Source organism: Paenibacillus sp. FSL H7-0756 (assembly GCF_038006765.1).
In the GTDB taxonomy this organism is placed as follows: domain Bacteria; phylum Bacillota; class Bacilli; order Paenibacillales; family Paenibacillaceae; genus Paenibacillus_AQ.
In genome coordinates this window covers 410,235-422,706 of sequence record NZ_JBBOVT010000002.1, presented here as the reverse complement: position 1 = coordinate 422,706, position 12,472 = coordinate 410,235, and the positions used below count along the sequence as shown (strand labels likewise).

The window sequence follows — 12,472 nt, the reverse complement described above, 5'->3', positions numbered from 1 at the left end:
AAAAAGCCTGAAACCCCATAGGTGTCTCAAGCTTTCGAGCTTCGGCAGGTGCTCTGCCTAATCAATACTAGCGATCTTCCACTCCCCTTGCTTATTCAACAGCAGGGAGATCTCAATGTTGCTGTCCGTAATATAGCCCTCAGAGGTCATCTGCGTAAACTCCACAAAGAAGGCCGCCCGTTTAGTTCCCTCGACAGGAATTCCGACTACGGTCAGTTTATTGAAGCGGTAGACATTCTTATTATCCAGTAAGTAGGGTTGTAAGTTGTCATTAAGCAGCGGTGAATACATCGTGGCAGCGAACTTTTCTTTGTCCTTAGCTGCCCAGGCTGCAATACAGTCCAGTGTCTCCTGGAGCGCTTGCTTATTGCCCGGACTGGAGCCTACATCAGGGACCTTGAAGAAGACCCCCGGCTTAATCGGAGGTTGCTTCTCCATGTACTCCATACCACTCAGCATGGATGTGAAGAGGGGAAGCAGCTTATCCCGTTGTTCATCTTGAATGTGGATCTCGGCCCGGTAAGAATCCTTGTTGGCTGTGAAAATAAAGGCCTCAACCCTCCGGTCCCCCTCCACCCTGCTCCCATCATACTCCTTGAACTTCAGCAGTCCCGGGTCTGTACCCGGTTCGAACTTCCCGCCCATTGCATCCTTCTCAGAGCTTAGCTTAATTAACGTAATATAATTATGCTTGTCCGCTGTCCCCCACGCCGTTCTGCCCTCCTGTTCAAAACGAATCATCGTCTCCGGCAGAAACACTCCCAGCGGTAAAGTCTTGTCTGCGGAGTAATCCGCTTGGACATTGACGCCATCCAGCTCGTAGCCGCTGCCGCTTCCTGTATACTCCCGTACTTCGGGAATCAGCGACTTGGATTTGACAGCAGGCGCGGCTGTTGCCGACGGAGCCGGAACCGCGGTTGCAGGAGCCGCTATTGCCGTAGCTGCTGCGGGCGTTGCTGACGGCTGATCCGTATGCTCAACACCCGAAGACCCCTGATCCGCGGCATTACTGCAGCCTGTGCTGATTGCTATTACAACCGCTATACAGCCCGCTCCCCATAAGCTCATTCGCTTGGACAATCTAATCACCTCAGTTACCAGACGCCGGATACGATCCAAAGTTGCGCTGAAGCCTGCCAGGAATAGCTACATTTATTTCTTAACTCCGTTAGTATTTAATGTGCTGAAGTATTGGCTGGGATTGCCTTGGCGCGAGTTGAACCGCTCCTGGAAATCACCGCCGGTATACGCTCCGATGACCCGGTGCCAGAAATCCCGCGCGGGGGTGTTGGCACGAATCTGCGACACCTTCCAGCTGCCGGGGAACATGTCGAACAGCCGGTGTGCCGCCCAGGTTCCTACGCCGCTGCGCCGGTAGCGCTGCATCACAAAGAACTCCGTCATATAGAACTCGCCCTCCGGGTCGCGCAACAGACGGTCGATCAGGGCAAAGCCTGCGACATTGCCGTCTACGGTGAACAGGTAGGCAAATTTATTTTTACCGCTGCTCCAGTAAGCCTCAAGTCCGGGATAGGACGGGAACAATCCTTCACGGTCCACCTGCAGCTCCAGGTAGCGGGTAAAGTCATACAAATAGAACTGCATCAATCTGCTTATAATCTGCTTCTGTTCTTTAGGAACCAGCTCGATTCCAAGTTCCATTAAGGTTCACCTCTGCCGTTTTCGTTTACTACCCATCATATAACTTTGTCTCATCAGGAGCAAGGTTTGCCGGAAACATGGTAAGATAGAAGCACAGCCCTCCCCCTGGGGGAAACTATAAAGAAGGTGAAGCTCATCAGTATTCAAAAAGCTACCGACCGGGCAAACCTGGATCAGCGGCTGCCGCAGATGCCCTGGTTCGTCCAGCAGTTTATCGACTATAAACGGCCGGATCTGTCCCCCTCCACACTGCTGGAGTATATCCGGGACTATGAATCCTTTTTCGGCTGGCTGCGGGGTGAAGGTCTGTCTGTTGCGGCCAGCAATGCTGACATTACTCTGCTTGAGCTGGAGACCCTGCATATGGACAGCATTGTCGGCTACCGTCTGCACTTGACCACCCGGGCTGAGAATGCCAATTCGCGGGTGACCGTCTCCCGTAAGCTGTCTGCGCTGCGCTCGCTGTTCCATTATCTGAGCCAGATTGCTGAGGATGAGAACTTCTACCCGCTGCTGAAGCGTAACATTATGGCCAAGGTTGAGATCAAGCGCATTCACAAGCCGAAGGATACGGCCGCCAAGCTCAAAGGTAAAATTCTGGAGGACGAAGAACTGCTGGAGTTCGTGGGCTACATTTATGATGGATATGGGACAGATGTGGAAGCCAATAAGCAGGCTTATTATTCTTGGCAGCTCAACCGTGAACGGGATGCCTGTATTGCCAGTCTTATTCTGAATTCCGGCCTGCGCGTCTCCGAGGTGGTCAACCTGAACGTGGATGATCTGGATGTCAACAATAAGCTGCTCTATGTCTTCCGTAAGGGTCATAACGACGAGACCTTCAAGACCCCGGTCTATTTCCGGGAACAGTCGAAGGATGATCTCAGCTTGTATCTAGGCCTCCGCCAGAGCAGGTATAAGACGCCGAAACGGGAAAAAGCCCTCTTCATTGCCCTGCCCAACGGCAGCAAAGAAGGCAAACGGATGACCAAACGGGCGATCCAGGAGATGATCATTAAATACGCCAAACGGTTCGGCAAGCCTTATCTGACGGTGCATAAGCTGCGGCACTCTTTTGCCACCGATTATTACCTGCAGAACGATATTTACCGGACGAAGGAACAACTGGGCCATGCTTCTACGGAGACTACCGAGATCTATGCCCACCTCACGGATAAAACGATGTCTGAGGCGATTGAACGCCGTATGGACAATGACCCGCCGCAGTAACGTATGAACCGCTATGTTAATCCCAATCATTTTTTGGAGGAATACACTTGTTAGACAATCATTCATTTCCTGAATCCCATACTACGAATCCCGGACTGCCGGAGCTGCAATCGGATTGCCTGAACTGCTTCGGACTATGCTGCGCAGCGCTTCATTTCTCTGCTTCCTCAGACTTCGCTATTGACAAGCCTGCCGGACAGCCCTGTCCCAATCTGCGGGAGGACTTCTTATGCGGCATTCATACGGAGCTAAGAGAACGCGGCTTCCGGGGATGTACAGTATACGACTGCTTCGGGGCCGGTCAGAAAATCTCCAATCTGACCTATGGCGGACGCGACTGGCGTCAGGCTCCCGAGACTGCGGGACAGATGTTCGAGGTTCTTCCTGTAATGCGCCAGCTGCATGAGCTGCTATGGTATCTGCACGAGGCACTGACGCTGCGCGGGGCCGAGACCCTGCATGTTTCACTTATCCAAATGCTGGAGCAGACGCAGGCCCTCACCCTGCTCAGCCCGGAAAAGCTGCTTCAGCTCGAAGTGCCTGTGCACCGGGCTGAAGTCAACGAACTGCTGCTGCATGCCAGCGAGCTAGCGCGCACCGCTGCCCGCAAGCAGCTCTCACCGGCTCCGAAGCGCCAGAAGAACTTCGGACGCGGGGCTGATCTGATTGGGGCCAAGCTGCGCGGGGCCGACCTTCGCTGCCTCAGCTTACGCGGCGCGTATCTGATCGCTGCAGACCTCAGCGGTGCTGACCTGCGGTTCGCCGATCTGATTGGCGCAGATTTCCGCGACACGAATCTGCGCGGAGCCGATCTGCGGGGCAGCCTCTTCCTGACTCAGGCGCAGCTGCAAGCTGCCCAAGGCAGTCCGTCCACCAAGCTCCCGGAAGCCTTAAGGCATCCGGAGCACTGGGTCTAAGGAGAATAAACCGGATGATGTTCTATCCGGTTTTTTTTGTGTTGTTCAGAGGGTTGGTTCAAACATTTCTCCTTGCCATATGCCTACCTTTGTTTTATATTGACATGACAGCAGGTCTAAAACAAACGAGGTGAACGGATAAGATGACTCCCCGCACGAAGGAACAGAACGAAGATATCCGGCTGCGGCGGCTGGTGCAGATCCGCAAAGCAGCAGCGGACGTATTTTTGAATAAAGGGCCTCTATTAGAAATCCGGGATGTGGCTGCGGAGGCCGGTCTCGGTTATGGTACGGTCTATCATTATTACAGCAATAAGGGCGATTTGCTTCACGACTTGTTATGGGATGCGCTCGACCGGGCAGCGGAATGGCTGAAGTCTCCGCCTATGGCAGAGCCGGAGCTACCGTTAAAGCTCCCGCTGGAGAGCTCTGCCGCCGGGGTGCGGCTATTGCAGCTATGGGCGGAAGATCACGCTATCTATCTGTTGTGTAAGCAGGCGGGTGAGGGATTCCCTACCCTGCCTGAAGCCCGCTCTTCCCCGCTCATTGCCGGGTTCCGCCGGGAGGTGCTGACCCCGCTGTCCACGATGCTTGGCACCGGACTTATGGAGGTCTCAGTGTCTCCTGAGCGAGCAACTGTCGATGCGCAGCATGAATTACAGCACACAGAGATGCTGCTAGCTGCTCTGGTCGGCTGTGCTGCATTGTCCCTCCGCAGAGGGCAGCTGAATGAAGATGCAACGGAGATCGTCAGAGTTCTGAAACTATAAAAGAAAGACACTAAAAGACAGACACTATTGAAAGATGAAGGAGCGGATACACACAACATGATTATTCTTAAATCCCCCAGAGAAATTGAAGAGATGAAGCAAGCCAGCCAAATTGTTGCCGATTGCTACCGCGAGGTGTCCAAACACATTGTACCTGGAATCACTACGCTTGAAATTAATGATTTTGTGGCCAAACATATCACCCAGCTCGGCGGCAAGCAATTCACCAAAGGCTACAACGGATTCCCTGCCGAGACCTGCATATCTATTAATGATGTGGTTGCTCACGGGATTCCATCCAGCAAACGGGTCGTGAAGGAAGGTGACTTGCTGAAGCTGGATATTGTGGCGCAATACGGAGGTTGGTTCGGAGATTCGTGCATGAGCTACGCTGTGGGTGAGATCGGGCCGGAGGCGCAGAGATTAATGCAGGTTACGAAGGAATGCCTCGACCTGGGCATTGCCCGGGCTGTTCCGGGAGGACGGCTGGGTGACATCACATCGGCTATCCAGCAGCATGCCGAAGCACACGGTTATTCCGTCGTGCGTGATCTGTTGGCGCATGGCATCGGACGAAGCCTCCATGAGGAGCCGAGCTATGTACACATCGGCACTGCTGGCAAAGGCATCCGCCTCAAAGAAGGCATGGTATTTACGATTGAGCCGATGATTAACGAAGGCACATACGAGATCACCATCGACGATGATGAATGGACCGCGAGAACGGCTGACGGCAAGCTCTCCGCACAGTATGAACATACCATTGCAATTACTGCAGATGGACCTTTAATTTTAACGGCACAGTAATTATTGTAGTAGAACCCTCCCGTTTCTGTCTAGGGACTGTCCCCTATTAGAAAACTGGAGGGTTTTGTTTGTTACCCTTGTAACCGGGTTTTGCGGTTATGGCGTTGGAAGCAGTCGCGCGATAGGATGGTATTGCTTGTTGGGTGCTGGTTAGTGTTTTGGGGGTAGATTTTGAACTTACTATTGTGAATTTTTCATGTGTTGAATTTTTAACTAATTTTGAATTCAAAGCAGCAGTTATTCGGGTGCTGTAGACGCTGGAACGATAGCAACTGTATTTTGTACAATAGAACGCGGTAAAAACGGCTTCGAAATAAAATCTATTGTATTCCGTACAATCGAATGTTGAACAAAGGACCTTTTTCATCCAAAACACAACATTCTACTGTATGAAGTACAATAGAATCTCATTTCACGGTCAATTAGGCGGTTTCTATTGCAGGAAATACAATCAGCTACCGTTATCAGATAAATGACCGGGTTTTGCGGTTCTATTATGAATTTTTCATATGATGAAATAGTATAATTACTGAGACTTGCCATGTCTCATCCCCTGATCTCACCAGGCAGCTTCAGCACAGTTACCTTGTCACCAGCAGATAATTGTCCGCTGTCCGGCGGGATGACGATCAGGCAATCGCTGTCTTTGATCGTAACCGTGACGGATGACTCGTCTACAGCGGCTGGATAAGCATAGAGCACTGCTTCGCGGATCTCCAGACGGGCGCGGACATAGCGGGTGAAGCTGTTGGCCCGCTTATAATCTTCACCCAGCACCGCGGTCCACTCGGGCAGATACGGCTGGGCTGCACCCTGCATCAGCCCGATGACCGGACGGGCAAACAGCTGGAATCCTACGAAACAGGCGCCCGGATTGCCGGATAAGGCGAGCAGGATGCTCCCGCCGCGAACGGCTGCTGTAGTGACGCTGCCGGGGCGCATGGCTATTTTATTGAACAGCATCTCTCCGCTCTGCTCACGGACCAAATCCCCCATAATATCATAATCACCGACAGATACGCCGCCGGTAGTAATCACCAGATCATAGCTCTCCAGGGCCATCTGCACCTTACTGCGGGCCAGCTCCATATCATCGATGATCGCTCCCAGCATCACGGGCTCACCGCCCGCCTCCCGGATTAGCGCCTCCAGCATGGGGGAGTTGCTGTTGCGGATTTTGCCCGGGACTAACGGCTCGTCCACCTCCAGCAGTTCAGTTCCGGTAGCGAAGACCGCTACCTTGGGTCTGCGGCGGACCGGAACCTCCGGCACCCCGAGCGCTGCCAGAACAGCAATTTCACCAGCGCCGATTAGAGTCCCTTCAAGAAGCACTGGATCACCTGTTCTAAGCTCTAACCCGCAAGGGGTAATATGCAGCCCCCGCTCTTGCGGCTTGCGAATACCGACATAGGTAACTCCGCCTTCCATCCGGCTCTCCGTAGCTTCCATCATAATCACTGTATCTGCGCCGCCTGGAATCTGCGCTCCCGTCATAATGCGCGCAGCAGTACCTGCTGTAATCTCTCTGGAGGCTACTGCGCCGCAGGGAATGACATCTACGACTTCAAGCCATACCGTGTCAGGTTCTCCTGCCGCTAAAGTGTCTGCCGCAATCACGGCAAAGCCGTCCATGCTGGAGCGGTCAAACGCCGGAAAAGGATGCGGTGCATGTGCAGACTCAGCCAGATAACGCCCGCTGCTGAGATGCAGGGGTACAGCTTCCTGTGCAAGCAGCGCAGCATAAGGCTTCAGCCTGCCTTGCGCCTCTGCAACTTGAAGCGCTGCCCGCTGAAATTTATCATTACTGTATTCGTTTGTCACTCTTCAATTCACTCCTTCTGTTTCATCCGGTGGTTTGCTGCTCATTAAGCCAATTATGCCCTATTCTAACATGAAGACATAGCAAAAGGGATGCACAGGCCTGTAACAAGCACATGCATCCCTTATTCAATCCCAATTCTGTTCCATTGTCTGCTGTCAGCAGAACAGCCCTGCTCCAGTCAAGCTTATGACGCGCGGATCACTCTGACATCAGCCGAAAGGACACTTTCACCCTCATAGAGCATGAACCGTCCATTCTGCCATTCCACGCGCAGCAGCCGCGAATTATCCGACTGGTATTGCCAGACATGCTGCTCCCCGCCGTTCATATAAGGCGTCTGTCCGGTAACGGCGGCATATCCTTCATATTCTTCTTCCAGATAAAAGGTCCGGTCATCCAGCTCCAGGGTAGCCGGAACCTCGGAAGGACTGTCCAGACGCCCGTCGATCGGGTGATACAATCTGTATTGCAGCTCTTCCCGCTCTTCTATATACAGATAGGCGATCCGGCTCCCGTCGCGCAGCGTCAGTACGACTGCATTCCGGCCGCTCGTCTTCGTCCGGCCCGTCACTTCATAGGTGACCAGGGAGACCTCACAGATATCTCCGGGAGACAGGGTCAGCATGCTTGCGGGCGCTTTAGGCGCCTCCGGCTTCGAGAACAGATTGCCGATTCTTTTCCAAAGACCCAAAGCCATCATCCTCCTACAGATTGGTACGCTAATCTTTCTTATCCGCGAATAAAGGCCGCAATAATCAATGCTCCGGTCACATGCAGCGAGCCTGCCATCAGGCCGTAGCCGACCTTGCCAAGCTGGGTGCCATGATCCAGTTCAAGGTTCCCCCACCGGCTCAGGAGCTGCTCTACCGTCTTCTCCAGCACGAATAACAGGACAAAAGATACTATAGAGACTATAAGGGCGGTCCCGAGCCGGTTCGCCGCAGCAATGGATGCCGATAAAATATAGCCTTGTGACAGCAGCTTCAACACCAGCCGGGTAGTCACAGCCATGTTCCCCGCCTTCAGCTCTTCCATATCATTATAACGGGTAAACAGCGAATCCACGAGCATCAGCACACACAGCAGCACTGCGCCGCTGACCGTCCATACTACCATGGACACCAGGGTATCGAAATCCATTACTCCAGCCCCCGCTTGTTCATATTTCCTAACAGGTAAGACAAACATAAAGCGAAGGAGAAACCGCTGGTTCTGTCTCCCCTTCGCCTGTGGACAATTGCCTAAAGTCCGGCTTCTGCCAATATGTTATTGTTTCTCGTATTGCTTCATCAGCGCAGCCAGCTCATCTTCAACCGCCTGGTCTTTGCCCAGTTTCTCGAACTCATCATCCAGCGATTTGTTGCCCGAGCTCATCTCGTTGCTGGCTTCTGCCTGTGCTTCGGCCTGCAGCATCTTGTCTTCCATCCGTTTGAGTCCGGCAGAAGCGGAGTCGGAGCTGAAGCCGCTCATCGCTTTGTTGATTTCGGTCTGCGCCTTCGCAGCGTTGTAACGGGCAACGAGTGTCTCCCGCTTGTTTTTCATCTGGGTAAGCTGTTTGCGCATTTCGTCGAGCTTGCCGCGCAGATTGTCTGCGGAAGCCTTGTTCTGGTCGAAGCTGGCCTTGTACTCTACAAGCTTGGCTTCAGCCGATTTCTTCTCTTCAAGAGCACGGCGGGCCAGATCGGCATTACCGGCCTGAGCGGCTGCATGAGCTTGCTGATTACGCTTGTTCACCAGCGCTTCCTGCTCTTCGTACAATTGTTTGAATTTCTTCTCAATAGCGATCTGGGCAGCTACCGCTTTCTCGGCATCCTCCAGATCCTCCGTCATGTCACGGATGTACTGGTCGGTCATTTTAACCGGATCTTCTGCTTTATCAATAATCGCATTCACATTGGACATGGTCAGATCACGCAATCTTTTAAATATAGACATGGTTCATTCCTCCAAAAGTAAAGTTAGTGGTTCAATGGTATCTTTTACGCAGGGAGATGAGGATCGTTTCAAAAATTTCTTCCGGCCTTCTGCACTAAATATTGCTCCACCTTATCATTCACAATATTTACGACCGCAAGGATGCCTTCTTTGCTCAGATCGTCATAGTGAATGCCCATCACAACCGTGACTGTCCGGTTCAATGCGGCCGCAGCCTTCAGCGCAATGGCTTCACTGATCGTATGCTCCTTATGATGGGGAACGGCAGAGGTCATCACCCGCGCGAGTTCTCCGTCCATGTACGCCGTACTTGCCGCACCGATATGGCGCACTCCACCAGTAATCAGCAGCAGCAGATCACGGCCCACCTCGGTCTCGGATAACACAATATCATCAGGATGCACCGGATTCGTTGTCAAGATGAACTCCCCTCCCTTTATATTAACCATAGGCTGTAGAGATCTCTCCTTCTGCGTCAAAAAGATCATTGCAAACCGGCCTGCTGCCTATACAATACCACGGATCTCATCCAGTGAGGAAATATTCTCTTCCTTCATAAACTGCTGCAATTCTTCTACAAGCGTGCTGCCCGCCCGCAAATTCATGAAGTTGTAGGTTCCAACCTGTATTACAGTCGCTCCCGCCATAATAAATTCAATAATATCCGTAGCCGAAGTGATGCCGCCCATACCGATTACCGGAATGCTTACCCTGCGGGATACCTGGTGCACCATACGCAGAGCCACCGGCTTAATGGCTGGTCCGGACAGTCCCGCATAGAGGTTATTGAACACACTGCGGCGGCGGCGGACATCAATCTTCATCCCGGAGATCGTGTTGATCAGAGAGACGGCGTCCGCACCCTCTGCTTCGCACATCACTGCCATCTCTGCGATATCCTCGGCATTCGGCGACAGCTTCACGGCCAGCGGCAGGCTTGTAGCCGCCCGTACCGCACGAACCACTTCCTGGGCTGCCGGAGTTTTGATGCCAAAAGCAATCCCGCCCTCCTTCACGTTCGGGCAGGAGATATTCAGCTCAATCATATCCACGGCCGGATTTCCGGCCAGAAGACGGGCATCCGCATCACGCTGAATCAGCTCAGCGCCCAGTACGTAATCCGCCAGCGTGTTGCCGCCAAGGTTCACAATACGTGCGGTATCTAGTGTCTCCCAATATGGAAGTTCCTTGGCCAGAAAAGCTTCTACGCCAGGATTCTCAAGTCCTACGCTGTTCAGCATCCCGGAAGGGGTCTCATAGACGCGGATTCCGGGATTACCGGCTTTGGCATGAAGCGTAAGCCCTTTGCCGGAGATTCCGCCAAGCAGTGAAACATCATATAACCGGCCATATTCACGGCCGAAGCCGAAGGTGCCGGAAGCCATCACAATCGGGTTCTTGAAGGATACACCGGCAATCGTTGCACTTGTATTAATCATGGAATAATACCTCCTCAGCCAGGAAGACAGGACCGTCTGCACAGGCTTTGCGCTGCCCGTCCTTGCAGGAGACGCTGCAGACCAGACAAGCGCCGATGCCGCAGGCCATCCGGTTCTCCAGCGACAGATAGACGTCTGGGCGCTTACCTGCGGAATCCGCAGCGGTTCCCTTAAGCTGTGCGGCCTTCAGCATCGGATGCGGGCCGCAGACGAAGATATGGTCATACGCCGAGAAATCCACGCTGTCCAGGATCAGTCCGCCTACATCGACGGTCAGCTCAGCAGCCAGAGGACGGAAGGCTTCAGTACGGAATGGCTCGCGGCTGAAGCCGAGATAGATATCGCTTCCCGGAAGCTTCTGCGCACAATAATACAGCGGAGCAATTCCGATCCCCCCGCCCACTAACGCAACCTTACCTTCTACCTGCGGGAAGCCTGTACCGAACGGCCCCTCCAGCTCCACCGGATCGCCCGGATTCAATCCGGCAAGGATCTCAGTACCTTCGCCTACTACGTGATACAAGAATTCAACACCGTTATCATTCACCTGATGTATGCTAAGCGGTCTGGACAGCAGCGGATAGGCTCCCCACGCCCGCAGCATGTAGAACTGACCCATCTCCCCGCTGTTCCCCCCTTCAACTGCCAGGTGGTATACTCCTTCAGCCAGCCGCTCATTACTAATCACCGTCGCCACGTTATCAAGCTCCTTCAAATTTAATCTTATTAACCATGCCTGAGAAGGAACTTAAAATCTGTGACATTTTTCACAAATGATGCCCTCTATTTCTTGTTCCAGATTCCGCGCACATAAGGCTTGGGCAGATCGGACGGATTGATTCCGCCCAGTGCCTCGGCAGCGTGAAGTACCCAGTACGGATCACTGAGCATGCCCCTGCCTATAGCCACCAGCTCAGCCTTCGCTTCTGTAATGACCGCCTGCGCTTCCTCATACGACTCCAGACGCCCTACTGCGATAACAGGGACCTGCAATCCGCTGCGTATGTATTCGGCAAGCCCCACCTGATAAGCCGGTCCTGGACCTGGTCCGCCATTGGACACGGCTGGCCCCTCCCCGCCCGAGGATACATGGAACAGGTCTACGCCTGCATCCTTATACCGGCGGCAGAATTCCAGCGCATACGCTTCATCATAACCACCCTCCACGTATTCCTTGGCGGACACCCGCATGATCAGCGGCATCTCAGCCGGCAGCACCTCACGCACTGCCACTACCACCTGTTCCCCGAACAAGATGGGGTCTTGTCCATACTCATCATCCCGGACATTGGAGAGCGGGGAATGGAACTGGTGGATGAGATAGCCGTGCGCTCCATGCAGCTCTACAGTATCGAATCCCGCTTCGACTGCACGGCGCGCCGCTTCCCGGTAGGCGGTGATCAGCCCGGCGATCTCTTCACGGCTAAGCGCCTTGGGCATTGCATAGTTGCCGTCGAACGGAATCGCTGAAGGAGCAACCGGCGGGGCGGCATCGACAGCTTTGCGACCGGCATGACCAAGCTGAATCGCTATCTTCGCTCCATAGGCATGAACGGCCTCCGTCAACCGCTTGTACGCCGGAATCTGTCCATCGTCCCAGATCCCGGTGTCCTGATTCGAGATCCGTCCGTCCGGATGAACCCCGCTCATCTCTACAATAATGAAGCCTGTACCGCCGACCGCACGGCTGACATAATGCACATGATGCCAATCCGTTGGAATACCGTCCTGCTTCTCAACCGCATACTGGCACATCGGCGGCATAACCACGCGGTTCTTCAGGGTTAAAGCCTTAAGTTCATAAGGTGTAAACAAATCAGCCATGCTTGTCTCCATCCTTCCCGTATCTATGATCCATCTCAGTATACAACGATTTGGGGAAGTGATAAA

The 12,472-nt window shown here is 53.4% G+C and carries 14 protein-coding genes; 4 read left to right on the top strand and 10 right to left on the bottom strand.

Annotation, left to right across the window (positions count from 1 at the left end):
- Positions 1-57: 57 nt before the first annotated feature.
- Together NST04_RS18600 and NST04_RS18595 are read right to left on the bottom strand one after the other, a co-directional pair.
- The gene (locus NST04_RS18600; protein WP_341185555.1) at positions 58-1,119 is read right to left on the bottom strand and encodes a hypothetical protein; all 1,062 of its coding nucleotides are present in this window, start codon (positions 1,117-1,119) and stop codon (positions 58-60) included.
- A 33-nt stretch (positions 1,120-1,152) separates the two neighbouring features.
- Entirely contained in the window at positions 1,153-1,662 is a 510-nt protein-coding gene (locus NST04_RS18595) for a GNAT family N-acetyltransferase (RefSeq protein ID WP_341185554.1), read from the bottom strand.
- Positions 1,663-1,797: 135 nt separating this feature from the next.
- On the opposite strand from NST04_RS18595, the gene xerS reads away from it, so the two are divergent.
- From xerS to map, 4 genes are all read left to right on the top strand, one after another.
- Positions 1,798-2,892 carry a tyrosine recombinase XerS gene (gene xerS / locus NST04_RS18590; protein WP_341186793.1) on the top strand — a complete coding sequence of 365 codons (1,095 nt, stop codon included), beginning with the start codon at positions 1,798-1,800 and terminating at the stop codon, positions 2,890-2,892.
- Between the two features lie 47 nt (positions 2,893-2,939).
- On the top strand, positions 2,940-3,809 hold the full coding sequence (locus tag NST04_RS18585; RefSeq protein ID WP_341185553.1) for a pentapeptide repeat-containing protein: 870 nt from the start codon (positions 2,940-2,942) through the stop codon (positions 3,807-3,809).
- Between the two features lie 143 nt (positions 3,810-3,952).
- Positions 3,953-4,579: a TetR/AcrR family transcriptional regulator gene (locus NST04_RS18580; protein ID WP_341185552.1), complete on the top strand. Its 627-nt coding sequence runs from the start codon at positions 3,953-3,955 to the stop codon at positions 4,577-4,579.
- A 57-nt stretch (positions 4,580-4,636) separates the two neighbouring features.
- Positions 4,637-5,386: a type I methionyl aminopeptidase gene (gene map, locus NST04_RS18575; protein WP_341185551.1), complete on the top strand. Its 750-nt coding sequence runs from the start codon at positions 4,637-4,639 to the stop codon at positions 5,384-5,386.
- A gap of 546 nt (positions 5,387-5,932) precedes the next feature.
- Here map and NST04_RS18570 read toward each other — a convergent pair.
- From NST04_RS18570 to NST04_RS18535, 8 genes are all read right to left on the bottom strand, one after another.
- Entirely contained in the window at positions 5,933-7,207 is a 1,275-nt protein-coding gene (locus tag NST04_RS18570; RefSeq protein ID WP_341185550.1) for a molybdopterin molybdotransferase MoeA, read from the bottom strand.
- Between the two features lie 185 nt (positions 7,208-7,392).
- Positions 7,393-7,899, bottom strand: a complete 507-nt coding sequence (locus NST04_RS18565; protein ID WP_341185549.1) for a DUF4178 domain-containing protein — start codon at positions 7,897-7,899, stop codon at positions 7,393-7,395.
- A gap of 38 nt (positions 7,900-7,937) precedes the next feature.
- Positions 7,938-8,348 carry a DUF350 domain-containing protein gene (locus tag NST04_RS18560; RefSeq protein ID WP_036695415.1) on the bottom strand — a complete coding sequence of 137 codons (411 nt, stop codon included), beginning with the start codon at positions 8,346-8,348 and terminating at the stop codon, positions 7,938-7,940.
- 126 nt (positions 8,349-8,474) lie between these two features.
- The gene (locus NST04_RS18555; RefSeq protein ID WP_036695416.1) at positions 8,475-9,143 is read right to left on the bottom strand and encodes a PspA/IM30 family protein; all 669 of its coding nucleotides are present in this window, start codon (positions 9,141-9,143) and stop codon (positions 8,475-8,477) included.
- A 68-nt stretch (positions 9,144-9,211) separates the two neighbouring features.
- Positions 9,212-9,562 carry a prenylated flavin chaperone LpdD gene (gene lpdD / locus NST04_RS18550; RefSeq protein WP_341185548.1) on the bottom strand — a complete coding sequence of 117 codons (351 nt, stop codon included), beginning with the start codon at positions 9,560-9,562 and terminating at the stop codon, positions 9,212-9,214.
- An 87-nt stretch (positions 9,563-9,649) separates the two neighbouring features.
- Entirely contained in the window at positions 9,650-10,582 is a 933-nt protein-coding gene (locus NST04_RS18545) for a dihydroorotate dehydrogenase (protein ID WP_341185547.1), read from the bottom strand.
- A complete protein-coding gene (locus tag NST04_RS18540; protein WP_341185546.1) occupies positions 10,575-11,279 on the bottom strand; it encodes a dihydroorotate dehydrogenase electron transfer subunit in 705 nt (234 codons plus the stop codon). Before NST04_RS18540 ends, NST04_RS18545 begins: the two co-directional genes overlap by 8 nt.
- Positions 11,280-11,365: 86 nt before the next feature.
- The gene (locus tag NST04_RS18535; RefSeq protein WP_341185545.1) at positions 11,366-12,406 is read right to left on the bottom strand and encodes an NADH:flavin oxidoreductase/NADH oxidase; all 1,041 of its coding nucleotides are present in this window, start codon (positions 12,404-12,406) and stop codon (positions 11,366-11,368) included.
- Between the last annotated feature and the right edge of the window lie 66 nt (positions 12,407-12,472).